Raw genomic sequence first — 22,273 nt, forward strand, 5'->3', positions numbered from 1 at the left:
CAGGGGCGGTCCCCATTCCGGGCACTTCGCGGGCAGTGCTGGCATCGTATGGCTATGGCAGCGATAGGAGACACGTCCGAGCCTCATAGCCCTGTACTCGGATCACGTTGGTCGGAGGCTGCGGATCCAGATCACGGCACCGTGTAGGGGGAGTCCGGCGAGGTACCGGTAGTTCGTTGAATCCGGTGGTAGAGGTCAATGCTGTGTCCGGTGGTGACCGCGCGTCGATCAGGGCCTGGAGCTCGGGGGGTGGGTCCTTGTCCGTCCAGGCTCGCCACCATCGGTTGAGGGTGACGGCGGGGGTGAGCCAGGAACGTATGGCGCGTATGGCCCTGGGCCAGCAAGGCAGTTGAGGCCCGGTGGGGTTGGTCTGGGCCCTTCTGTGACCCCTCCTCGGGACATGGATCCGGCGCGGTGGCGTCCAGGGGTCCGGGTGGGGCGAACCATCGGTCCCAGTAGAAGGAGAAGGCGCAGTTGACCACGTTCTGGTGGCGGCGGATGGCGCGGTCGGAGCGGACCGGGAAGTCGGCCCGGCCGAGTTCGTCCTTGACCTGCTTGTAGCTCTGCTCGATCCACGGCCGCAGGCCGTAGAGGCGGACGATCTCGGCGAGGGCGGCCGGCGGACCGGCTCGACTTCACCCGCTCGCCCAACCCGCACCTCGCCTTCGGCGCCGGTCCGCACTCCTGCCTGGGGCAGAGCCTGGCCCGCCCCGAACTCCGCGTGGCCTTCAAGACCCTGCTCAGCCGCCTGCCCACCCTGCGGCTCGCGATACCCGCTGAGGAGCTTCACCACCGCGATGAGTGACGGTGTCCTGGATGGCCACCGCGTCCTGGAAGACGGTGGAATCTAATGCCCGCCGGTGGCGGCGTGCAGGATCCCGGTGGCCTCGACACCCTGCCTGACAGCGGTGAACACGCGGTGCGGATCGCGAGAGTGCTGCAGCCGGCGCCTAAAGTACGTCAGCAGCGAGGAGTCGAACTCTCCGTCCAGCAGCCCGAGTCCGCACGCGGCCTTCCACCGCAGGTCGCAGCGCAGTTCCTGGACGGCCTCCGTGTCCGACAGACCGTTCAGGACCTGCAGCACCGCCACCGCGGACAGCATCTGCGGCGGATGGCTCGGCCGCCCGTTGGACGACGGATACATGTCCGCGAACATCCCCGCCGGGAACAGCGCCTCCCGGTGCTCGGCCAGGAACGCGAACACACTCCGCTACGGGATCAAGTCCCGGCAGGTTTCCCACGCATCGGGCCCGACCGACACCCCGGCCCGCTCACCCTGCATACCCACCAGACTGGCCCCGGACCGTGTGGTCCAGGGCCAGAACAGCCGAACATTTTCAGTGATCTTCCAGCTCATGCGGTCCTCCAGGAGGCGAGGGCGGCTCCGGTGAGGCGGCGGCTCATGGCGGACGTCATCGCCCACAGGACGCGGGAGCGGGAGGAGGCGGGCTGGTGTTCATAGTCGCGTACGAGACGGCGGTAGAACTTCAAGAGGCCATACGTCTGCTCCACGATCCGCCCCCTGGGCTGCGGAACGAAGCCCTTCTCGTCCGGGTTGCACCCGACGACCCCGCCTGACGTGCATGAGCCTGGCAGGGCGTTCGGGAATCGGGCCTAACTCGTTCGTAGGCTCGCCAGTGGCATCGCTCCGACCTGCGGCGATGCAATTCCCCACAGATCCCGGTGAAGGAGGCGCGCCTGGTCCGGGAGCGGGGTCACCGAGGGCCAGCGCGCCCAGAGCGACTGCCTCCTGCCCGTCTCCAGGGGCCGCGAGGCCAATGGGTCAGAGCACTGGCGGGCTGCTTGGTCATGGCCACCACCATGGTCACGCCTCCAGAGCCCGGTCGCCGTACTCATTGCTCCGGCTCCGGGCTGCGCCCGTCATCCGCGTCAGCGCATTCGCGGACAGTCGGGTTGTCGCTGTTCAGAAGCCCGATGAGGGCGGGACCGCAGCGGGGGTCGCCCACCTCCTCGAAGACCTCGATGGCGGTCAGCTGCCCGAAGCCGCCGAGGGAGGGCAGCCCGTCGATGAGGGCGGGGAGGGCGTCGGCGCCCATGTCGATCAGTTCCGCGCGGGCGTCGTAGGACGGGCCGGTCCCGTCATCGAGCTGCTGGACGAGTCTCTCGATGTGCGTGGTCATGGGTGGTCCCGGCGCCAGGGCGTGGGCCAGCCACCAGCAGACGGGGCGGATCTCGTACGAGCCGGGCATCGCTTCCAGCACGCGATGCCCGCGGCAGAGGCAGAGGCAGGGGCAGGGGGAAGAGGCGCTCATTCGAGCAGTCTCGTCGCCGGTCCCGCCGGTGTGCCACGGATTTCTCCGCGCTGTCGCGCCCTCGTTCGCGTCCGGCTCGGGGGGTGTCGATTGCCGGTAGTCGCGGTCGGTCCGGTGCGGCGACGGGGCCCGTCGGTCGTGATCGGACGTGCCGCGTCGCGTCTCCCGTCGCGCGCCACGCCCAGGGGGCCGGGTGAGTGCCGGATCGCTCATTTGTACGTTCGGTTAATCGGATGTGTCGGATGTATTGACGCGCTCTCTTCTCCGGATTTAGCCTCTGCCCGATTTCGCGAACAATGTTCGATATATCGTTCAACGTGCCTGATTGGACAGTGAGTTGGTTACGAAGGCTTCCGGCCGAAGCGCCACCCACCTGAAACGCCTTCACGGGCGCTGAGAAGCACAACCACCCGGCCCGTGCCGCAGCCGCCCCACCTGGGCGGACGCACGTGCTCGCGCGCCCTGACCCGCCGTCACCACGGCGCCCTGGGCGAAGCGGTGAAACACCGTCGTTCGGGTCCCCCCCTTCCGGACTACGCGGTGTCCGGGTCCTGTCCCGCCCACTCCGAGACCAAGTTCCCCCCGCCAACCCCGCTCCCCCTTCGCCCGGCGGTGGCACCCGCACCCGACAGGAGATCCGATGTCTGCGCTCCGCGCCCGGCTGACGGTGATATTGCTCGCCGTCTGCCTCCTCTTCACGGGCCAAGCCCTCACCACACCCCAGCGGGCGGCCGCCGCCGACCCCGGCTACCTGATGGTGCACTTCACCGGCGACTCCGCGACCGGTCAGATGCTGTACCTCGCGCACAGCACGGACGGCCTGCACTGGAACGACCTCAACGGCGGAGCGCCGATCCTCAACTCCAAGATCGGCACGAAGGGAGTGCGTGACCCCGCACTGGTGCGCTCCCCCGACGGCAGCAAGTACTGGATCATCGCGACCGACCTGTGCGTCCGCTGCGGCTCGACATACACCAACGGCAGCCCCAACTTCGTGGTGTGGGAGTCGACCGACCTGGTGACCTGGTCGAAGCCGTGGCTGCTCGCCGCCGCCTCACTGATCCCAGGCGGAAAGAACGCGTGGGCGCCGGAGGCGATCTGGAACCCCGAGACCAACGACTACGTCCTGTACTGGGCGACGAACGCCTCGGTGAACGGCATCTTCAAGTACCGCATCTACTCCGCCCGCACCAAGGACTTCCGCACCATCACCACCCCGCAGATCTGGATCGACCCGCCCGGCAGCACCCCGGTCGTCGACACCCAGATGACCGAGGTGCCCGCCGGTGTCGGCAACTACCGCTACCTGCGGGTCTCCGGCGACGGCCAGAACAACATCGAGGGCAGCAACTCGATCCTCGGGACGTGGACCAACCTCGGCAACCTCTCGAGCATCGGCCTCACCGGCAACGTGGTCGAAGGCCCGGTCTGGATGAAGTTCAGGGACCGCGACGAGTGGGCCCTCTACATCGACCACAACAACGCGCAGGGCGTACGCGAGTACAGGCCGATCCTGACGACCAACCCGTTCGACATCAGCACCTACCGGCTGCAGCCGACGACCAGCTACGACATGGGCGGCACCCCCAAGCGCCACGGCGCGATCACGACCCTCACGGCCGCCGAGGAGAGCCGCGTGCTCGCCCGCTGGCCCAACACCCCGGCGCAGCGGCTCCAGTCGTACAACTTCCAGGACCGGTACGTGCGCCAGATCGACTTCGACGTGCGCATCGACCCGAACGTCAGCCCCGTCGAGGACTCCCAGTTCCGGATCAGGCCCGGCCTGGCGGGCACCGGCACCGTCTCGTTCGAGTCGGTGAACTACCCCGGCTACTTCCTGCGCCACGCCAACTACGACTTCCAGCTCGTCCTGAACGACGGCTCCGCCCAGTTCGCCGCCGACGCCACCTTCAACAAGGTCGCCGGACTCGCCGACCCCACCTGGTCGTCCTTCCAGTCGTACAACCACCCCGACCGCTACATCCGCCACTACGCCTACCAGCTCCGCCTCGACCCCATCACCACCACTCTGGGCCGCAGTGACGCCACCTTCCGTGTGACGAACTGACCCGCATCGCCAGGGGTGCCGGCGCCGCCAAGGCGGCGCCGGCACGGATGCGTCACCCCAACCCCCCACGTCCGCAGGGCCCTGATGGCGGCACCAAGGCCTGGAACAACACGAGAGCGTGGGCCCAGCCAGGCCCCAGTTGGCTCACCGCGACTCCCTGGAGCTGACGAGGGATCGAACCTGTGGGCGGCTCCAGGCCAGGGCCGCCCACAGGTTCTGGATCCGCCCGCACCTTTCCTACGCCCCGGAGGCACCAGATGAGTGCAACGCCCCTCCCGTCGCGCCGGCTCTTCCTCGGCATGGCCGCGGCCGTGCCGGTGTCCACCACCGGCGTGCTGACCCTCGGCAGCCGGTCCGCGAGCGCCGCGACGACCTCCCCGTTCGTCATGGCCTACTTCACCCAGTCACCGAGAAACCTCGGCACGGACTACGGCCTGCACCTCGCGGTCAGCACCGACGCGCTGCAATGGATGCCGCTGAACCAGAACAACCCCGTCGTGACCCCGACCGCGGGCGACGGCGGTCTGCGCGACCCCTTCATCCTGCCCAAGCAGGACGGCACCTTCGTCGTCATGGCGACCAATCTGAAGGGCACCGACTGGACCAAGAAGACCCCGTACATCCACGTCTGGGACTCCGCCGACCTGCGCTCCTTCGACAACTACCGTCTGCTGAAACTGCACGAAATGGCCACCCACACCTGGGCGCCCGAAGCCTTCTGGGACCCCTCCCGCGGCCAGTACGCCCTCATCTACTCGGCCGTCAACAGCAGCGGACACAACGTGATCATGGTGAACTACACCACGGACTTCCAGACGGTGACGGCACCGCAGGTCTTCTGCGACCCGGGCTACGACATCATCGACGGCACCATGGCCAAGGACGTGAACGGCGTCAACTACCTGTACTACAAGGGCCGCAACAGCCTGGTGGGTGCGAGGTCCACCTCCCTCGCCCCCGGCAGCTTCACCCAGTTCACCTCGGGCCTGGCGCCGCAGGGAGGCATCGAGGGCCCGATCCTCGCCGAGGCCTCCGGCACCTGGTACCTGTGGGGCGACGCCAACGCGCTCTTCTACACCTGGCAGACCAACGACCTCTCCACCGGCACCTGGACCGCCACCGACCGGCGCGTCTACACCCAGCCGCTGAACTCCAAGCATGCCGACATCAAGCCGATCCCCCAAACGGTGTACGACAACATGGTCGCCACCTGGGGAAAGCCTGCCTGGAACCGGCTGAAGTCCTACAACTTCCCGGACAGATACTGGCGGCAGGTCGATTCCCTCGGCCGCATCGACCCGTACCCGTTCGACCCCTACACCGACTCGCAATGGAAGCTGGTGCCGGGGCTGGCCGACCCCTCCGGCGTCTCCTTCCAGTCCCTCAACCAGCCGACCCGCTATCTGCGGCACTCCTTCTACCAGCTGCGGCTGGACGCCAACGACGGCAGCACGAGGTTCGCCCAGGACGCCACCTTCCACAGGACCGCCGGGCTCGCCGACCCGTCCTGGTCGTCGTTCCGCTCTCACAGCCACCCGGACCGCTACATCCGGCACTTCAATTACGCGCTGCGCATCGACCCGATCTCCACCGCCACCGGCAGAGCCGACGCCACGTTCTCCGTCTGGTACTGAGGCGACGCACGGGGACTGTAAATCGTTCGGTGTAACTCCCGATCATGGAAGATGCATCGATGACCAGTGAGAACGTGTCTGAGTCCGACCCCGTCGAGCCCACGAAGGCTGCGTCGGCGAGGGCCGTGGACGACCAGTTGATCGACGAGCTGGTGGGCCGGGCCCAGTCCGAGGGCCTGCAGTTGACCGGCGAGGGCGGGCTGCTGCAGCAGCTGACCAAGCGGCTGCTGGAGTCCGCCCTGGAGGGTGAGATCACCGACCACCTCGGCTATGACAAGCACGATACGGCCGGCAAGAACGGCGGCAACTCCCGCAACGGCAAACGCTCCAAGACCGTGCTGACCGACGTGGGCCCGGTGGAGATAACGGTGCCCCGCGATCGCGACGGCTCCTTCGAACCGAAGATCGTCAAGAAGCGGCAGAAGCGTCTGACCGGCGTCGACGAGATGGTCATCTCGCTGGCCGCGAAGGGCTTGACCACCGGTGAGGTGCAGGCCCACCTGGCCGAGGTCTATGGCGCCGACGTTTCCCGCCAGACCATCTGTCATCAGGGTGATGGAACAGCTCGATGCGCGAGTTCCACGCGAAGCGATGGTTCAGCTCGTTCGCCACCTGGGTGTTAGCCGGGAACATGCCGTCCCGACCGGCGGGTGCCGTCATGATGATGGCCGCCTGGCGGTCGATGGGAACCGTGATCGCGGCGGCGTTTACGAGGCCGACGCCCCTCAACTCGGGTTCGCGTGCGTAACGGATCAAGGTGACGGGGTGATCGGGCAACAGCAGTGTCTTGCGCTCGAACCGACACAGCTTCCACGAGCGGACCATCATCCTCTCGTAGGCGGTGGCCATGGCATTCGCCATGGTGAGCAGGTGGTCATTTACCGGCAGCTCAACGTAGTAGCTGGAGAAGTCGGTCAACTCGGCCCAGGCGGTATCTACCTTCTCGTCCGAGACCGGACCCTCGTCCGGCGTCCCGAGTCGAACGGCGTGACCCGGGCCGGCACCCCTGAATTCACCGACCTTCATTACGGAGGCATCCTGTCCGTCCGGAGCGCGCAGTCTGCGTGGGTTACCTGCGGCGCGGTAATCGCGGTCCGACGACGCGACGGCTGCCGCAGTCTCGACGCACACCGTGACAGCTCATTCCGTACGTCCCGGTGCTCGTCCCGTACGACGGAGGCCCACATGCCCACCACCGCCCCGCCCCCGCTGGGGGCCCTGGCCGCTGAACTCGCCGCGCTGCGTCCCCGCATGGAGGCGGTGAGCCTGGCGATCCACGCGCGGCCGGAGCTGAAGTTCTCCGAGTTCCACGCCCAGCAGGCGCTGACCCGCTGGCTCACGGAAGCCGGCTTCGCCGTGACGGAGGCGGTGGGCGGGATGGACACCGCGTTCGTGGCCGTGCACGAGGGCAGCCGGCCCGGCCCGTACGTCGCCGTCCTGGCGGAGTACGACGCGCTGCCCGGCGTCGGGCACGGCTGTGGGCACAACCTCATCGCAGCCGGGTGCGCCGCAGCCGCGATCGCCGTCGTACGGGCCTTGCCGTCGCACCCAGGAACGGTCGCCGTCATCGGCACGCCCGGCGAGGAGATGGGCGGCGCCGGCAAGGTCCGGCTGGCCGAGGCCGGGGTGTTCGAGGGCGTGGACGCGGCGCTGATGTTCCACCCGGCCGACCGCTCCGTCACCACCCAGCACTCGCTGGCCGCGGCGCACCTGCGCGTCGCCTTCACCGGCGTGAGTGCGCATGCCGCGAAGTCACCGTGGGAGGGCCGCAGCGCACTGGCCGCCGCCCAGTTGTTCCTCACCGCCCTCGACGCGCTGCGGCAGTTCGTCCCGCCGACAGCACGCCTGCACGGCATCGTCACGGACGGCGGGCAAGCCCCGAACGTCGTTCCCGCCAACGCCGCCGTGGAGTTGTACGTACGGGACCGTACGGCCGTATCGGCCGGGGCCCTGGTCGAGCGGGTTCGCGCGGCCGCCGAGGGAGCGGCGCTCGCCACCGGAACCGCGGCCGAGGTGTCAGAGACCGGACCGCTCTACGCGGAGCGCCGCGACAGCACCGTGCTCGCCGAACGGTTCGGGCAGGCCGTGCGCGCACTGGGCCTCGACATCGCGCCCGCCGGTCCGGACAGCCCCGCCGGTTCCTCCGACATCGGCAACCTCTCGCAGCTTCTGCCGGTGATCCACCCGTACATCCAGATCGCCGAGCCGGGTACGCCCGCCCACTCCGAGGCGATGCGCGAGGCGGCGGCGACCTCGCTCGCCCACGACCGCACCGAGATCGCGGCGACCGGTTTGGCCCGCGTAGTCGCCGAACTGCTCACGGACGAGGAGCTGTTGGCAGCCGTGAGAGCGGAGTTCGCATTGGTCGCTGCGGGAGCCGAGGTGCTGATGTGAGCAGCCCGCGACCCTACACTTCCCGTCATGCCGGTCGTGATCGTCCTGGAAGGGGCCGCCCCCGACCGCTTCACCGTGACCGTGTCGCCGCTCGCGGAACTGGCAGCAAGCCTGCACGTCCTGACAGAACACACCCACCACACCGAACACGCGCCCTGGGCCGAGGAGACCACCCGCAACGCCCCGCCCGCGTTCCGAGCGGGCCTGCGTCGCTTCGCCCCGCTGTGGACGGCGCTGCGTTGGCGGGGCTTCTACCCGGGGCTGAACGCGCCCCTGCCGGAACTGACGACGGACCGGTTCGCCGAACTCACCGCCCACACCTGTGCCAGCGGCTACCGCGGCTTCGACTTCAGCCGCCTGCTCCACGACCCGGCACAGGCCGCCGCACTGCGCCGGGCGGCCTCCGGTCTGCCGGAACCGCACCCGACCCTCGCCGAAGACCTGCTGCGCGACCCGGAGCGACTGCGCACCGACATCCTCGCCTTCCTCGACCTGTGCCGCCGCGTCTTCTTCGCCGACCTGTGGGCCACGACCGAGCCCGCGCTCGCCCGTGCCGCGCACCTCGTCCGGCAGCGGCTCGCGGACGAAGGACCGGAGGCGGCCCTGCTCTCGCTCAGCCCGTCCAGCGCACGGCCGGCCGGTCCGTCGCGGGTCGTCTTCGACAAGGTGCACCACGCGGTGATCAGCCCGGCCCGTACGCCGATCCTGCTCATCCCCACCCGATACGGCGCCCCGCACCTGCTGGTGAAGGACGAACCGGGGCTCCCACCGGTCGTCCACTTCCCGGTGCACGCCCCGGAGATCGGGGTCACCCTGGCCCGCAGCCGCATGCTGGCGCTCACCGATCCTCGCCGGGTCCGGCTGTGCCGGCTCATCGCCCGCCAGGCGATGACCACGGCCGACCTCTCGGACCGGCTGTCGATGACTCGCCCCCAGGTCTCCCGTCACCTTCGCACCCTGCGCGACCTGGGGCTCGTGCGCGTGGAACGCAACGGCCGCTACGTCCACTACGGTCTCGACCTCGCGGCGGTCAAGCGCATCGGCAGGGACGTGGCCACGGCCCTGCAGTACTGAAGGAGGCGGCGGCGTGACGACCCGGTACCCGATCCTCCGCCACCGCGAACTGCGGCCCCGGCTGCGGTGGAGCGCGTGGCTCGAGCGGCGCGCTCCGCTGGTCGCGGGGGCGGGTGAGATCCTCGTGCACGAGATCGACGGGGAGCACCGGACGGGGGCCGTCGACACGGCGCGGGCCACCGCCGTGACCCTGGTCGACGTCCGCCCCGACGTGCAGCTGTTCGCCAAATGGCACCTGGCCACGTCCGACTCCGCGGCGCGTTTCCCCGTCCGGGTGACCTACCGCTGCACGGTCGTGGACCCCGTCGCGGTCGTAGGGGGCCGTCGCACCGGCGTCTGGGACCCGAGCTGGGTCCTCGTCCAGGACCCCCGGCCTTACCACCTGCACGCGAAGCATCCCGAAGGCGACGAGAACGGCCTCCGCCGGTCCCTCACCGCCTTGCTCTCCCCGCGCCCGGCCCCGCGGGCGCTCCCCGGAATACGCGTGGAACTCGGCCATGTGGACGTGGGGCCCGCCTGGCCGAACGACATCGATGAGGCGTGATCGTCTGGAGATGTGCCCAAAGCGCAAGGTGCGGTTCGACCTGCGCACCGTCGGGCTGTGGAGGCCGACCGGCCACGGGAAGAGGACCTCCGAAGAGCGTCCCCTGGCCGCGACTCCACGCCACCTCGCCGCCTCTCCAGTCACGACATCACCGCAGGCCACAGCCCACAGGCAACCCTGGACTCATGCGTTCACTGAAGTGATGGCCAACAGAGTTGCATCGGGCGAGAGCCAGCAGGCATCGGCACGGTCTGTGTCGTCAACGTCAAGTCGCCTTGCGACAGTCGACTCGGGCACACCGGGCAACACAGCAGCACCCCCACCTACGGCTTCATCGTTCACCGCATCGCTCGATGTCGGCTGCGGGTGGACAAGGGCGAGCCGGACTCGTTGGGTACGGCCGGACTTCAGACCTACAGTCGGCACCCTCGTCACGCAAGGAACGACAACCGCACCTGACGACGAGGATTGTCCTTGTTCGTGTCCGCCAAACTCCGTTAGGACAACCTCGATCGTAGCCATGCAGGCCGACCGCTTCACAGCCAGCTGATCAGAAGACACGTGACTGCGGGGGGTCAGTCGTTGTTGTCGCCCACGTCATATGGGAACTCGGCAAGGCGCTCCTCTTCCTGGGCCAAAAGGTCCGCGTAGCGGGCAGTCAGGTCTTCGTCACCGCAGGCCCGCGCTGCGGCGTGGGCCTGCGGTGTACAGGGCCGGGGGCGTGCGGTGGACTGTGTCGAGAAGAGCCGTGCCGGTGATGAGAGACGAGTGGGCGAGGGCAGGATTGCCGGAGTCGGCGGCTGAGCGTGCGAGCAGGAAGTGTTCCTCGACGAGGTCGCGGGCCCCAGCCATGTCGCGCCAGTCGTCCTCGGCAGGGGGCGGCTCGATGTCGAAGAGTGCGGGCTGACGCGGGCCCGGCTTCGGGGACGTCGGGCCGTTGAGGGTGGTGAGTGCGCGCTGCAGCGACGTCCATGCCCGGTCGAGGTCGCCGGCCTGCCGCTCCAGGCCGGACAGTCGGGTGTACGCGAAGCCACGGGCAAGGTCGGTGTCCTGCAACGAGACGTACAGGCGCTGGGCGCGGGCGGCCTGCGGGAAGTCGCCCAGCTCGGCGAACTCGCTGACGATCCAGGGCAGTTCGCTGATGTCGGCGGGCCCGATGTCGTCAAGCATGCGTATCAGGGTCACACGGGCGAGTTCCGTGCGGCCTTGGCGACGGGCGAGGATCACCCAGGTCTCGACGGGCTCGGACTTCGGGTCGTCGCCGAACCACTCCGCCGTGTCGAGGGCTCCGGCCCAGGCCTGCAGGGCCTCGGGCTCCCAGCGGAAATCGTCCTCGCCGCTCTTGTCCGGTCGGCCGAGTGGCAGGTCGGACAGGGCGCACCAGGTATCGAAGTTGGCGCAGCGAGCTGCGTGGAGACGGGGGAGGTCCTCCTCGCGGAGGCAGCGGGCAACCAGGAACACGGCGAGATGCAGTTCCTCGCCCATCCCACCGAAGGGGGCCTCACGGCGGCAGAGGGTCTCCTGCTCGAGGAGATGGCGCAGGAGGGGCAGGTCGGTGTCGCGCCGGTCGCACTGGGCCGCGCGCAGCACACCGGCGCGGCGGGCCGCGTTGGCGTCGTGCTCCGAGCCGCTCCGGTCAGACGCCGCGGAGAAGGCCACCATCGGCCAGGCGGCGCGGTCGGCGCGCAGATGGGCCAGGTCCGCCCGGCAGGCTTCGAGAACGGTGTCCCGCAGCGGGGGGCAGGGGTGCGGGTCCAACAGGTGGTAGGCGCTGCCCTCGTCGGTGAGCAGCAGCACGTGGTCCGGCTCGGTGCGGAGAAGGGCACGGTGCATCCGGGCAAAGAGCTCGGCGGAAGGCCGCAGGCTGAGCCCGAGGGCGGTGAGGAGTTCATCTCGGCAGGCGTCGAGGGAGGGCGCGTAGGAGGCGCGGATGCCGTCCTCCACTTCGAGGGCTGCGGCCGACAGTTCCTCTTCCCCTGTTTCCGGCGGAAGGTGCAGGTGGTCCCGCCATCCGGGGAGGCCGGTCACCAACTCCAGTGCGTCGGCGAGGCTTTCGGCGATCAGTCCCGCATGCCCCTCCGAGTCGGCGTACAGCACCCCTCCGTCGCCATGGAGAAAGTAGGTGCCACCGGTGTCGTCGCCTGCGATTCCCTCCACCGGCGCACCCGAGGCCAGACGGACGTCCTCTGTGTGGTCGGCTCGACAGAGGTCGAAGTCAAAGGGGAACGCTGCGAGTTCGGCCAGGCGTGGACTCTGCCGGATCAAGTCGAGGAGACGGAGATCGGAACGGGGCATGCGACGGAACGTAGCAGCCTGCAGAGCGGGCCCTGCCGCCTGGGGAGGCCGATTGTCGCAGGTCCTCCCTGCGTAGCACCTTCACCCTGTCGAGACGGTCCCGGAGGGGGTGACGGCCTTCTCCGCCTCCCCCGGCAGACGAGGCGTCCGGCCACCGCAGCAGCGCTGCTCACTGTTCCGTTGGGGGCGAAATCCTAGACCCTTTTCCCGTGGGCTATGTTCCGTCGCATGCCCCGCACCTCGACGGTCTTCGAGCTATGTCACCGAGCAAAGGATTCCGCGAAGTCTGTGCTTCCACGCCTTCGAAGGCGCTGCTGGAGTATTAACCAGAGGCGGTGTGTAGCAGGCTGTCGACGAAGTCGAGGATGTCGTTCTCCTGCGCGGACAGCACGGAGACGAAGGCGTTGGCGAACTGGACGACGCCGGGGCCCTCGATCTCCACGAACAGCCGGCGCAGAGCGGCGGCGCGCTCGTCGGACGGCGGGTGGTCCGTAACGATCAGGCCTGCGGGAATGTCGTTGATCTCGTTGCGCACCCGGGTCACTAGGTGGTCGATGGCGAAGAAGAGGAAAGGCCCCGCGACCGCGAAGTTCTTCTGGATCTGGTCGCCGGGGTTTTCGAGCCGACGAAGCATGAGCAGCGCGCCGATCTCGTCGGCCTCGAACTCCTGTTGGTGACTCTTGCGGATCCACTCTCCAGAGCGTGTTCGCGCCGCGGGCTCGTGCAGATGGCCGGCCAGGAAGTGACCGAACTCATGGCCGACCACGAAGTCTCTGGCGGCGCCGGCGAGCGGGACGCCGAGGAGGGCGCGTGAGTCCGCGTCCACCGGAATGCGGCCGGCACGTCGCGCGTCCCCGTGAAAGATGTAGGCGACCACCGCCTTCGCGACGGTCTTTCGTGCACGATCCCATTGGCGGATCATCTCGGCGGTCTCTTCCTCGAACTGCATGCCCGCGTCCTCGGTCCTGGTGAAGGTCCGGAACGAGGCTCCGACCAACTTCGCGACCTGGAACAGCAGGGTCATCAGCCCAGTGTTGACGAGGATCAGAGTTCCGCCAGGAACCACACATGCCTGGGCGTTGAAGGAGTTGTGCGGGTACTCACCGACGTATACGGGGCCGGGCAGCTCGATTCCACTGAGCTGGAGTGTATGAAGGAGGTCCGTCCTGATCCCGTCGTACGGGTTCTGGTGCAGGACCGAGTAGTCGCCACGCCGTATCGATCGGATGAGGTCCGCGTGGAGATCCTTTTCCCCCATCTCCAGCCGGTCGATGAGCGCGTTGATCTGCTCGGGGGTGGGCCTGGCGGCCAGATGTCCGACTCCGCGGCGCTCCAGCAGCGCGCGGTACTCCGCCTCCAAGGGATCCGACACTGTCATGGTCAGCGACCGTCCGGCCATACTCGGCTGGTGCTGCGCAGGTATCCGCGAGCCCGAGCGGCGAGTTCGGGGTCGGATGTTCGTGCCGCGATGCGATAGAACTTCTTCGCCTCTCTGAGGTGTCCTTCGTGCTCCCACACGCGGCCGAGGTTGAACGCAGCGTGGGGTTTCACCTCCTCGTCCTCCGTCTCGAAGGCGTATTCCCACAGGCTCTTGGCCCTGTCCCAGTGCCCGTCGCTCTCTTCGATCGCGCCGAGATTCACGGCCGCTTCGTGCGACGCGCCCTCGTCGTGGAGCCCGACGGTGAACTCGTAGGTCTCACGCGCCTTCGCCGTATGGCCCAGCTCCTCGTAGACGGTGCCGAGTCGGAAGGCTGCCATCCCACGGATCATGGTGTCACCGCAGTCCACGCCGTCCTCATACGCTCGCCGGGCCCCATCGAGGTCGCCCAGCTTCCTGCACGCGATCCCGAGACAGAGATTCGCTGCAGCGCGGATGTCCCTCGTCTCGGTCTGCGTCGCGGCTCGGTACCACCTGGCTGCGACTTGCTGATCACCCTGGTTCTGGTACGTCTCGCCGAGCTTGAACGCCGCGCTCGCACGCAGGTGGTCGTCCCCCGATTCCCGACATACCTGGAGGGCCCGGCGTGCCTTGCTGGTGTCTCCCACTTCCAGGGCGCTCAAGGCCACGTTGAAGGCGACATCCGCCCGGTACTTCTCGGACAACGCGGCGCACACCTCCCTTCGCCGCGCTTCCTCGGAACCGGTGACCTGTGCGCGCAGGATGCCGGCGACGCCCTGGAACCGCGTAGATCCCGTGTCCCGATCAGCGAAGAACCTGCGAAAACCTTCTGTCGGCTCGGCTCCGCGGTTCCAGGGCGAGTCCCCGCTCCTGAGACCTTTCGCTTCCGCGTCGTCAATGATCAGTTCGAGTTCCTTGACCGTGGTCCCGCACAGAGGGCAGGTCGATCCGGCACATCTCCGCAGATAGGCAGAGAGGTCCGTGGAACTGTTAAGGACTTGGAGATCGACGAAGTGAAAGCACTGATGCGACAGGGCACCGACCAACATGCGAAGTCCTCCCAGCGAATCGCTCAGTTGCGCCGGCCACGGCGACGCTTGCGCTCGATCTGCCAGGAGCCCGCCGCCTCGTCCCAGTAGACCCGCACTTTGGTGACGGCATTCCGTTCAGCCTCGGCGGTGACCGCTTCGATGTCGAAGTGCTCCAGCGCACGGATCGCCTCGTTCGAGACGTCCGGCCCGAGACACAGGGCCATGTTCAGTCCTGGATCGGGATCCCTGACGACCAGCAGCGTCCTGCTCGGGCTCTCGGGATCGCCTTCGCCGACGTCCTCCCGGCCGAACTGCCGTCGAAGCCAGTCACGGGCCACGGCGTACGAATCCTCGGCGGCCTTGGTCACCAGCGTCTGCACAAAAGGCACGACAGCCGCGGTGATGACGGCCGTGGCGAGCATGGCGCCGAGCGCGCTCGAACCACCGAGCGCGCCATCGTCCTCGGGCGACCCCGGCCACCCGTCATCGCTTAAGTCCCGTTCTGCCATGGTCACTTGGTCCCCGAACGTCACGTGCGGTGTTACGGAAGCGTACCAATGCCCAATCGGCCGGACAGTCCCCGCAGTCGACTGCGGCAACGAATGATGTGGGCAAGGAGGCTGCATGGCCGCGCCTGTGGACAGCACCCCCGGTCCACCTCCCCGCTGGCGGCCGGCTGAACGACCGACACGATCCAGTCCGTCTCCGGCACCAGCCAGCGACGTGGAAACACCGCTCGTGCGGCGACGGCGCCCACGGCCCGCGCGTGTTCGACTGAGCCCGCGTGGAAGTCCGACCCCGGCACCGTCCCGACCGGCAGCACTGGGTCATCGCCCGCCGGAGCGTCCGCCGGCCCGAGGAGATCTCCTACTACATCGCTTACTGCCCCGCCGGCACCACGCTGGACTCGAAGCCGCGCCCACCAAGGGCGAGCGGCTCCCCGCATCGGACGCCGTGCGCAGCCGCAACCGTGCGTGGATCGCAGGGCTGGCCCCTGATCTCGTCGCCCTGGTCATGGCCGCGCGCCACCCGCTGCCCGCGAGACTGTCGGGGGCGAACCCGGCCGCAGACATGACCTCCTTGCTGGAAGGCACAGGCGCGCTCAGGCTCTCCTGCCGCCCTCAGCCGTGCAGGTCCAGCTCCGCCAGCTCCTTTCGTGAGGTCACGCCCAGTTTGGGATACACCTTGTAGAGGTGGTACTCCACGGTGCGCGGGCTCAGGAACAGCTGAGCGGCGATCTCGCGACTGGGCATGCCGGTGGCGGCGAGCCGGACGACCTGAAGCTCTTGCGGGGTGAGGGCGACCGCGGGTGCGCAGGTGGCGGCCTGTGCCGCGGCCGGGTTGGTGCCGGTGGCCCGCAGTTCGCCGCGGGCTCGCTCGGCCCAGGGAGTGGCGCCGAGACGGTCGAAGGTCGCGGCGGCGGCGCGCAGGTGCACCGCCGCCTGGGCGCTGCGCCGGTTGCGGCGCAGCGCCTCCCCGTAGACGAGTTCGGTTCGGGCCTGCTCGAAGGGTCTGCCGCCGTGTGAGGCGTCACCATGATGCGCCTGCATGGCCTGCTCGAAGAGGGGCAGGTCCTGGGTGAGCAGGGCCTCGATACGCAGCGCGGTGGCCCGGGCCCAGGGCCGTCCGCTCGCCGTCGCCCAGGAGGCGAACCGCTGCGCGGCGTGCTCGGCCCGGTCTTCGTCGCCCAGCCGGACGGCCGCCTCGGCCGCGTCCGTGCAGGCGAGGATGAGCGCCATGGAGTTCCAGGAGCCCTGGCGTTCGGCCTCGTGGATCCTGCGGAGCACCTCCTCGTAACGGCCGAGGCCGAGGTCGAGGAGGATCAGGGCCGCCAAGCCGTGGCTGCCGTCGACGGCCGGGCCTGGCCGGGCGAGCGCGCGTACGCGGATTTCGTCGCCCTCGATCGCCGCGATGCGGGCGACGACGTGGTTCAGCTGGGTCAGCCGCTTGTGCAGGCCCGCGGCGCCGGCGAGCGCCTTCGCCTCCGTGATGGTGGCCAGAGCCTCCCGATGCTCTCCGGCGTACACGTGCAGGCGGCCGAGCACGCTCAGCAGGAAAGGCAGCCGTCCGACGACGCCCTGCTGCCGGCATCGCGCCGTCTCGGCCTCGGTCACCCGGCGCAGGCGGGTGTCGTCGCCCAGCAGCAGACCGCCGGTGATGGCGTGGCTTCGGCTGTCCTCGTCCGCCCGGTCCGCCTCGTCCAACAGACGGGACAGCAGGGGCAGGCCCTTCGCGAAGTCGCCAGCCGCCACCCGGTCCAGGCCCTGTACCGCCCGCCCAACCGGATGCCGTTCGCGCTGCCGGGCCAGCACGGCGGCACAGTGGTGCAGCATGTCCAGGTCATTGCTGTGCCAGGCGTAGAACGCGGCGCTCCGCATCATCTGCGCGCCCTGCGCGGGCGCGTCCGGGGCTGCCTCGATCAGCAGCCTGACGGCCTCGGAGGCCTGGTCCTGCTCGAAGAGGGCCAGGGCACGGACATGGGCCGCCTCCGCCCGGTCGGCCCGGCCCTCGGGGCCTGCGGCGGCCTGGTGGCCTGCCTCCTCCGCGAGTTCGCCGGCCAGGGCCGCCATCCCCGCCCGGTGGGCGGACCAGGCCGCCGAGGTCAGGCGTGGTGCGCGGGCGGTCGGCTCCGGCGTCAGCCGGGCGGCCTGGCGGTAGAGGTTCGCCGCCGCCGCAAAGCCGCCCCGGGCGCTGGCGCGGGCGCCCACCGCTTCGACGGCGGTCGCCACCGCCTCGTCGGGCCCCAGCGCCGCCGCCGCCCGGTGCAGGGCGCCGCCGTCCGCCGTCGGGGCGGTGTCCGCCAGTGCCCGGTGCACGGCGACCCTGCTCGCCAGCGGTGCGCCCTGGTACACCGCGGAGCGGATCAACGGGTGCCGGAAGCGGACCGAGTTCCCTGCGACTTCGATCAGCCGCAGGCTCTCCGCGTCAGCGAGGTCCCCGGGCCCGACGTGCAGCCGCTGTGCGGCCGCCAGCAGTTGGGCGAGATGAGCCTGCGGGTCCGCCGCGGCGATCAGCAGCATCGTCCGGGTGCGCCCGGGCAGCGCCGAGATCCTGCTGCGGAAGGAGGCGAGCACCCGGTCGGGGGCGGCGAGCGGTACGACCGGCGCGAAGGCGGTGTCGTCGCCGGCCGCGAACTCGGTGAGCGCCAAGGGGTTTCCGCCCGCCTCTTCGATGATCCGCTGCCGCCGAGCTGGGTCCACGCCGAGGGCGTCGAGCAGGATCCCGGCCTCCGCGCGGCCCAGGTGCCCGGGCCGCAGTTCGCGCAGCCCCGGGGCGTCGAACCCCTCGTCGCGCGCGGCGAACACCAGGGCCACGCCTTCCGCTGCCAGTCGGCGGGCCGCGAAGAGCAGCGCCTGCACCGATGGCTCGTCCATCCAGTGGGCGTCGTCCAGCAGGCAGAGCAGGGGGCGCTCCGCCGCCGCCTCGGCCAGCAGGGACAGCACGGCGAGACCGGTGAGGAAGCGATCCCCCTGCCAGGTGCCGCCGTGCCCCAACGCCGCCTGAAGCGCCTGCGCCTGGGGCTCGGGAAGCGTATCGATGTGGTGCGCGACGGGGCGCAGCAGCTGCAGCAGCGCGGCGAAGGCCAGATCGGACTCCGGCTCCACGCCGACGGCCCGCAGCACCGTCATGCCCTGCGCCCTCTGCTCCAGGTGCGCCAGCAGACTGCTCTTGCCGATCCCCGCCTCACCGCGCAGCACCAGGGCCGCACTCGTGCCGCCCCGCACCTGGTCGGTGAGGCCCACGAGTTCGGCCACCTCGTCCTCCCGCCCGTACAGCACAGCGATCCCCGTTCCGGCCTACGTAGGCTCTACTGAAGCACTACGGATTCGTCCCGTGACATGCCCGTTCTAGCTTCTGCGTCATGACGGCACACAGGATCAAGGAAATCGCCGCGGCGGGCAAGCAGTTGCTCCCGCCGCGCGGCCCCCACCGGCTGCTGGCGGGGGGCGTCCTCGCCCGGGCGGTGGGCCTTGGCGGCATCCTGCCTACGGTCGCCGTGTTCTTCGTCCACTCCGGCGGGCTCAGCGGCAAAGAGGTCGGCCTCGGCATGTCGGTCGCGAGCGTCTTCGGGCTCATCGCCGCCGTGCCGGCCGGCCGGCTGGTGGACCGCATCGGCGCCCGGCGGGTCCTGATATGCCTGCCTCTCGCCGCCGCCGGGGTCTTCTGCTCCTACGCTCTCGTCCACTCCCTCCCCGCGTTCCTGCTGGCCGGGAGCGCGACCGCGGTGTGCCTGTCGTCGACCCGGGTCGCCGAGGCTACGCTGATCCAGCAGGTCCTGGACCCAAAGAGCCTGGTGCGCTCCCGGGCCCGGTTGAGCGCCGTGCACAATCTGGGCTTCGCGGTCGGTGTGCTGGCCATGGCGATCCCCCTCCAGGCGGGCACGCGCTCGGCGTACCTCTGGTTCATTGCGGCGAGCGCCCTGGTGACTGCCTGCTCCGCGCTGTTCGCCTGGCTGCTGCCCGGCGTCCCGCGGCCGCGCACCCCCCGCCCGGCGCTGCGCCTCGGCGCGCTGCGCGACCTGCCCTACCTGTCCCTCTCCGTCCTGACTGGCCTGACCACCGTCCACAACCAGCTGCTGACCATCGCCGCACCGCTGTGGGTGATCGGCCACACCGAGGCCCCACGCACGACCGCCTCCCTGCTGCTGACGGCCAACTCCGTGCTGGTGGTCTGCCTGCAGGTGTCCGCCGCCCGCGGCACGGACACGACCCGCGGGGCCGTTGGCGTCAACACCCGCGGCGGCATCGGGCTGATGCTGGGCTGCCTGCTCTTCGGCGCGGGCGCCGGACTCCCCCCGGGGCTCGCTGCCGCCACGCTGGTGCTGGCAACGGCGGTGCTCACCTGCGGCGAGATGTGGACGGCGGCAGCCGCCTGGAACTTCGGCTACGCCCTGGCGGATCCCCGGGCCGTCGGCGACTACCAGGGCGTCTACGGCCTGGGGCGCTCACTGTCCGACCTCGTCGGCCCGGCGATGGCGACTGCGGTCGTCGCGCTCGGCACCACGGGCTGGGCGCTCGCCGGCCTCCACTTCCTGCTCCTGTCCGTCCTGACGCGCCTCGCGGTCGGCCTCGCGCAGCGGCGCACCACGCCACCTCGGGAGGACGCATGCCCTTCGGCCACCGCCGCGTGAGCCGCCGAGCCGCCCGGGCTCCCCCCAGGACCACTCCCTACGCCACACACCAGACGTCCCGAGCAGCCGAGAGGAACACCATGCCCACGAGCACCGACACCCGGTACGACGAGCCGCCGACCCGTGACAACACCGCCGTCCTGCTGGTCGACCACCAAGTCGGCCTGTTCACCGGGGTGCGCGACATCACCGTGCAGGACCTCAAACACAACGTGACCGGCCTCGCCCGAGCAGCGGCCGTCCTGCAGTTGCCCATCGTCGCCACCACCACCGCGGCGGACAGCATGTGGGGCCCGCTGATCCCCGAACTGGCCGCGGCCCTACCCGCCGACCACAAGGTCATCGATCGCAGCACCGTCAACGCCTGGGACGACGAGCGCGTCCGCGAAGCGGTTGAGGCCACGGGCCGCTCCAAGCTCGTCATCGCCGGCGTCTCGCTGGAGGTGTGCGCCGCGTTCCCCGCGCTGTCCGCCACGGCCGCCGGGTACGACGCCTACGTCGCCGTCGACGCCTCCGGTACCTTCTGGGCCACCAAGCGCGAGACGGGCCTGCTGCGCCTGCAGCAGGCCGGCGTGGTCGTCACCGACTACTCCTCGCTGATGGTCCAGATCCTCGCCGACAACGCGGACCCGCTCGCCGGCGAGGTCTACGGCGCGCTCGACATGCCCTTCGCCACCCTGGTAGGCCAGTTGGCGGCAGCCCTGGGGCCCCGCGCCGACTGACCCGGACCCGCCGCCGCGGGCGTGGCCCGCGGCGGCCCCGGCCGGATGCCCCGATTCAGCGAGTGCCGGCCCGAGACACGCCTGAGCCCCGCGGCGGTGCCGCGTGAGCGGCGCTTCCCCCATGTCCACTTCTGAGAACTGAGGTCGAGCCATGCCTGCGTTGATCTTCGTCCACGCCTTCGGTTCCAGCGGTCGCGCCTTCCAGGCCCAGGCCGCCGCTCTCGGCGAGCACCACCACGTCCACACTCCCGATCTCCCTGGGCACGGCTCCGTTCCCGGGCCGCTGACCCTGGACCGGGCCGTTGCCACCGTGCGGCAGGTGCTGGCGGAGGCTGAGGAACCCGCGTATCTCGTGGCCGTTTCCGGCGGGGTGAGCGTGGCCCTGCTGGCCGCGCTGGCCGGGCCGGGGAAGGTCGCGGGCCTGGTTCTCTCCGGGGGGGCGGCACATGCGGGCGGGGCAGGAGCGGCGGTGCAGCGGCTCGTTCTGGGGCTGCTGCCTCAGAGCCTGCTGGTCCGGGCTCTGACACCGATGTACGCCGGAGGGAAGGAGGCATACCGACAGCAGGCAGGGGAGGATCTGCGTCGGCTCGGCAAGCGTGATCTCCTCGCGGGACTGAGGGAGTTGGGACGATTGGATCTGCGGCCGCGGCTGGCAGAGGTCAAGGCGCCGGTGCTGGTGCTGTGCGGAGAGAAGGATCGGGCCAACATCCCCTTCGCCAAGGAACTCGCCGAGGGGCTACCCGAAGCCGAGCTGCGGCTGATCGCCGGCGCCGGGCACATCTGGAACCTGCAGCAGCCACAGCTGTTCACCCGCATTGTGCGGGAGTTCGCCGGCTGAGGGTCTGCCACCGCAGGTCCGGATCGCGCGGGTCCGTTCCGGGAACCGGTCATCGACGACTACCACGCGGCCGCCCGGGGCTTGGCCGGCAGGAACACCCGCATCACCTGGCGTGACCGTCAGTTGGTGCGGCCGGATATCCCGCCTGCAGTCCCAGTTCCGCAGTAGCCGCTACCCGAGGAACGAAAGTCGCACCTTGCGCTCGGGGTTGTCCTTGTTGGTGTCGACGAGGCACACCGACTGCCACGTCCCGAGCTCCAGTCGGCCGCCCAGCACCGGCAGCGTCGCGTGGGGCGGAACGAAGGCCGGGAGGACGTGGTCGCGGCCGTGGCCGGGACTGCCGTGCCGGTGCTGCCAGCGGTCGTCGGCCGGCAGAAGGGTGTGGAGGGCGGCCAGGAGGTCGTCGTCACTGCCGGCGCCGGTCTCGATGATCGCGATGCCGGCCGTCGCGTGTGGCACGAAGACGTTCAGGAGACCGTCACGGCCTGCCGCCGCCTCCCGCAGGAAGGCCTCGCAGTCGGATGTGAGGTCCACGACCCGCTCCGAGGAGCCGGAGGCGATGTTCAGAACTCGGGTGGTGAAGGCGTCTGACATGCCCCCATCCTCGCCCATGCACCGGAGTTCGCAGGCCAGGTGACGGCCGGGCGACGGTCGAGCCGTGATACGCAAGGTCCACTTCGCGAGACAGCGTTGACCGTCGCCACGCCATCTGGCTACGTTCTGCGGCATGTTGCGTTCAGCCCTGCTCACCACGCGCGGTCACATCGACCTGCTGCGGGTGGCCTCCGCCGCGTGTCGCCGCGGCCGCTGACGCCCACACTCTCTTCACCCACGCTTTTTCGCGCACCCGCCCGGTCCTGACCTGACCCG

18 protein-coding genes and 6 pseudogenes are annotated in these 22,273 nt (G+C 69.8%); 12 read left to right on the forward strand and 12 right to left on the reverse strand.

Annotated features, from left to right (window positions below; genetic code table 11):
- Nucleotides 1-195: 195 nt before the first annotated feature.
- Nucleotides 196-623, reverse strand: a pseudogene (locus IF78_RS50950) (IS701 family transposase); the annotation flags it as partial.
- Here IF78_RS50950 and IF78_RS46630 point away from each other — a divergent pair.
- Nucleotides 623-805: pseudogene (locus tag IF78_RS46630) on the forward strand (cytochrome P450); the annotation flags it as partial. The pseudogenes IF78_RS50950 and IF78_RS46630 sit on opposite strands and share 1 nt — an antisense overlap.
- Here IF78_RS46630 and IF78_RS51095 read toward each other — a convergent pair.
- From IF78_RS51095 to IF78_RS49845, 4 genes and pseudogenes are all read right to left on the reverse strand, one after another.
- Nucleotides 801-979 (reverse strand): annotated as a pseudogene (locus tag IF78_RS51095) (IS5/IS1182 family transposase); the annotation flags it as partial. The pseudogenes IF78_RS46630 and IF78_RS51095 overlap by 5 nt on opposite strands.
- A 24-nt stretch (nucleotides 980-1,003) precedes the next feature.
- Nucleotides 1,004-1,156: pseudogene (locus IF78_RS51100) on the reverse strand (transposase); the annotation flags it as partial.
- Between the two features lie 197 nt (nucleotides 1,157-1,353).
- Nucleotides 1,354-1,512, reverse strand: coding sequence for a hypothetical protein (locus IF78_RS48590; protein WP_158751541.1), 159 nt, complete (start codon nucleotides 1,510-1,512; stop codon nucleotides 1,354-1,356).
- Nucleotides 1,513-1,853: 341 nt separating this feature from the next.
- Complete coding sequence (locus tag IF78_RS49845) at nucleotides 1,854-2,273, reverse strand: hypothetical protein (protein ID WP_234439908.1); 420 nt, start codon at nucleotides 2,271-2,273, stop codon at nucleotides 1,854-1,856.
- A gap of 640 nt (nucleotides 2,274-2,913) precedes the next feature.
- On the opposite strand from IF78_RS49845, the gene IF78_RS0129990 reads away from it, so the two are divergent.
- The 3 genes and pseudogenes from IF78_RS0129990 to IF78_RS0130000 form a co-directional block, all read left to right on the forward strand.
- A complete protein-coding gene (locus IF78_RS0129990) occupies nucleotides 2,914-4,341 on the forward strand; it encodes a glycoside hydrolase family 43 protein (RefSeq protein ID WP_031486009.1) in 1,428 nt (475 codons plus the stop codon).
- Nucleotides 4,342-4,598: 257 nt separating this feature from the next.
- Nucleotides 4,599-5,975 (forward strand): glycoside hydrolase family 43 protein, encoded by a 1,377-nt coding sequence (locus IF78_RS0129995; protein WP_031486010.1) that lies wholly within the window; start codon nucleotides 4,599-4,601, stop codon nucleotides 5,973-5,975.
- A gap of 59 nt (nucleotides 5,976-6,034) precedes the next feature.
- Nucleotides 6,035-6,517 (forward strand): annotated as a pseudogene (locus tag IF78_RS0130000) (IS256 family transposase); the annotation flags it as partial.
- Here the strand turns inward: IF78_RS0130000 and IF78_RS50955 are convergent.
- Complete coding sequence (locus IF78_RS50955; RefSeq protein WP_078662645.1) at nucleotides 6,426-7,001, reverse strand: DUF4238 domain-containing protein; 576 nt, start codon at nucleotides 6,999-7,001, stop codon at nucleotides 6,426-6,428. The pseudogene IF78_RS0130000 and the gene IF78_RS50955 overlap by 92 nt on opposite strands.
- Nucleotides 7,002-7,160: 159 nt before the next feature.
- On the opposite strand from IF78_RS50955, the gene IF78_RS0130005 reads away from it, so the two are divergent.
- From IF78_RS0130005 to IF78_RS0130015, 3 genes are read left to right on the forward strand one after another with little or no spacing between them, the layout of a single operon-like run.
- A complete protein-coding gene (locus tag IF78_RS0130005; RefSeq protein WP_051828277.1) occupies nucleotides 7,161-8,369 on the forward strand; it encodes an amidohydrolase in 1,209 nt (402 codons plus the stop codon).
- A 27-nt stretch (nucleotides 8,370-8,396) separates the two neighbouring features.
- A complete protein-coding gene (locus IF78_RS0130010; RefSeq protein WP_031486013.1) occupies nucleotides 8,397-9,443 on the forward strand; it encodes an ArsR/SmtB family transcription factor in 1,047 nt (348 codons plus the stop codon).
- A 13-nt stretch (nucleotides 9,444-9,456) separates the two neighbouring features.
- The gene (locus tag IF78_RS0130015; RefSeq protein ID WP_031486014.1) at nucleotides 9,457-9,987 is read left to right on the forward strand and encodes a hypothetical protein; all 531 of its coding nucleotides are present in this window, start codon (nucleotides 9,457-9,459) and stop codon (nucleotides 9,985-9,987) included.
- Between the two features lie 669 nt (nucleotides 9,988-10,656).
- Here the strand turns inward: IF78_RS0130015 and IF78_RS48595 are convergent.
- The 4 genes from IF78_RS48595 to IF78_RS0130035 form a co-directional block, all read right to left on the reverse strand.
- On the reverse strand, nucleotides 10,657-12,282 hold the full coding sequence (locus IF78_RS48595) for a hypothetical protein (RefSeq protein WP_051828279.1): 1,626 nt from the start codon (nucleotides 12,280-12,282) through the stop codon (nucleotides 10,657-10,659).
- 322 nt (nucleotides 12,283-12,604) lie between these two features.
- Nucleotides 12,605-13,660, reverse strand: a complete 1,056-nt coding sequence (locus IF78_RS0130025; RefSeq protein WP_158751545.1) for a M48 family metalloprotease — start codon at nucleotides 13,658-13,660, stop codon at nucleotides 12,605-12,607.
- Nucleotides 13,661-13,662: 2 nt separating this feature from the next.
- Nucleotides 13,663-14,730 (reverse strand): tetratricopeptide repeat protein, encoded by a 1,068-nt coding sequence (locus tag IF78_RS0130030; RefSeq protein WP_031486017.1) that lies wholly within the window; start codon nucleotides 14,728-14,730, stop codon nucleotides 13,663-13,665.
- Nucleotides 14,731-14,753: 23 nt separating this feature from the next.
- The gene (locus IF78_RS0130035; RefSeq protein ID WP_158751547.1) at nucleotides 14,754-15,221 is read right to left on the reverse strand and encodes a hypothetical protein; all 468 of its coding nucleotides are present in this window, start codon (nucleotides 15,219-15,221) and stop codon (nucleotides 14,754-14,756) included.
- Between the two features lie 215 nt (nucleotides 15,222-15,436).
- On the opposite strand from IF78_RS0130035, the pseudogene IF78_RS46645 reads away from it, so the two are divergent.
- Nucleotides 15,437-15,619, forward strand: a pseudogene (locus IF78_RS46645) (IS701 family transposase); the annotation flags it as partial.
- Nucleotides 15,620-15,833: 214 nt separating this feature from the next.
- Here the strand turns inward: IF78_RS46645 and IF78_RS0130040 are convergent.
- On the reverse strand, nucleotides 15,834-18,491 hold the full coding sequence (locus tag IF78_RS0130040; protein ID WP_031486019.1) for an ATP-binding protein: 2,658 nt from the start codon (nucleotides 18,489-18,491) through the stop codon (nucleotides 15,834-15,836).
- 83 nt (nucleotides 18,492-18,574) lie between these two features.
- On the opposite strand from IF78_RS0130040, the gene IF78_RS0130045 reads away from it, so the two are divergent.
- The 3 genes from IF78_RS0130045 (at nucleotide 18,575) to IF78_RS0130055 (ending at nucleotide 21,403) form a co-directional block, all read left to right on the forward strand.
- Nucleotides 18,575-19,843 (forward strand): MFS transporter, encoded by a 1,269-nt coding sequence (locus tag IF78_RS0130045; RefSeq protein WP_051828281.1) that lies wholly within the window; start codon nucleotides 18,575-18,577, stop codon nucleotides 19,841-19,843.
- 80 nt (nucleotides 19,844-19,923) lie between these two features.
- A complete protein-coding gene (locus IF78_RS0130050; RefSeq protein ID WP_031486021.1) occupies nucleotides 19,924-20,565 on the forward strand; it encodes an isochorismatase family protein in 642 nt (213 codons plus the stop codon).
- A gap of 151 nt (nucleotides 20,566-20,716) precedes the next feature.
- Complete coding sequence (locus IF78_RS0130055; RefSeq protein ID WP_031486022.1) at nucleotides 20,717-21,403, forward strand: alpha/beta fold hydrolase; 687 nt, start codon at nucleotides 20,717-20,719, stop codon at nucleotides 21,401-21,403.
- A gap of 171 nt (nucleotides 21,404-21,574) precedes the next feature.
- Here the strand turns inward: IF78_RS0130055 and IF78_RS0130060 are convergent, their stop codons facing one another.
- Complete coding sequence (locus IF78_RS0130060) at nucleotides 21,575-21,997, reverse strand: secondary thiamine-phosphate synthase enzyme YjbQ (RefSeq protein ID WP_031486023.1); 423 nt, start codon at nucleotides 21,995-21,997, stop codon at nucleotides 21,575-21,577.
- A 133-nt stretch (nucleotides 21,998-22,130) separates the two neighbouring features.
- Between IF78_RS0130060 and IF78_RS50960 the strand changes: the two genes are divergently transcribed.
- The gene (locus IF78_RS50960) at nucleotides 22,131-22,214 is read left to right on the forward strand and encodes a putative leader peptide (protein ID WP_313884353.1); all 84 of its coding nucleotides are present in this window, start codon (nucleotides 22,131-22,133) and stop codon (nucleotides 22,212-22,214) included.
- Nucleotides 22,215-22,273 lie beyond the last annotated feature (59 nt).

The sequence above is a fragment of the Streptomyces bicolor genome (assembly GCF_000719285.1).
Lineage (GTDB): Bacteria > Actinomycetota > Actinomycetes > Streptomycetales > Streptomycetaceae > Streptomyces > Streptomyces bicolor.

Bases quoted from the DNA above. Each gene is read 5' to 3' on its own strand.
- IF78_RS49845 (WP_234439908.1), bottom strand. From the start codon at position 2,273: ATGAGCGCCTCTTCCCCCTGCCCCTGCCTCTGCCTCTGCCGCGGGCAT.
- IF78_RS0129990 (WP_031486009.1), top strand. From the start codon at position 2,914: ATGTCTGCGCTCCGCGCCCGGCTGACGGTGATATTGCTCGCCGTCTGC.
- IF78_RS0129995 (WP_031486010.1), top strand. From the start codon at position 4,599: ATGAGTGCAACGCCCCTCCCGTCGCGCCGGCTCTTCCTCGGCATGGCC.
- IF78_RS50955 (WP_078662645.1), bottom strand. From the start codon at position 7,001: ATGAAGGTCGGTGAATTCAGGGGTGCCGGCCCGGGTCACGCCGTTCGA.
- IF78_RS0130005 (WP_051828277.1), top strand. From the start codon at position 7,161: ATGCCCACCACCGCCCCGCCCCCGCTGGGGGCCCTGGCCGCTGAACTC.
- IF78_RS0130010 (WP_031486013.1), top strand. From the start codon at position 8,397: ATGCCGGTCGTGATCGTCCTGGAAGGGGCCGCCCCCGACCGCTTCACC.
- IF78_RS48595 (WP_051828279.1), bottom strand. From the start codon at position 12,282: ATGCCCCGTTCCGATCTCCGTCTCCTCGACTTGATCCGGCAGAGTCCA.
- IF78_RS0130025 (WP_158751545.1), bottom strand. From the start codon at position 13,660: ATGACAGTGTCGGATCCCTTGGAGGCGGAGTACCGCGCGCTGCTGGAG.
- IF78_RS0130030 (WP_031486017.1), bottom strand. From the start codon at position 14,730: ATGTTGGTCGGTGCCCTGTCGCATCAGTGCTTTCACTTCGTCGATCTC.
- IF78_RS0130035 (WP_158751547.1), bottom strand. From the start codon at position 15,221: ATGGCAGAACGGGACTTAAGCGATGACGGGTGGCCGGGGTCGCCCGAG.
- IF78_RS0130045 (WP_051828281.1), top strand. From the start codon at position 18,575: ATGACGGCACACAGGATCAAGGAAATCGCCGCGGCGGGCAAGCAGTTG.
- IF78_RS0130050 (WP_031486021.1), top strand. From the start codon at position 19,924: ATGCCCACGAGCACCGACACCCGGTACGACGAGCCGCCGACCCGTGAC.
- IF78_RS0130055 (WP_031486022.1), top strand. From the start codon at position 20,717: ATGCCTGCGTTGATCTTCGTCCACGCCTTCGGTTCCAGCGGTCGCGCC.
- IF78_RS0130060 (WP_031486023.1), bottom strand. From the start codon at position 21,997: ATGTCAGACGCCTTCACCACCCGAGTTCTGAACATCGCCTCCGGCTCC.
- IF78_RS50960 (WP_313884353.1), top strand. From the start codon at position 22,131: ATGTTGCGTTCAGCCCTGCTCACCACGCGCGGTCACATCGACCTGCTG.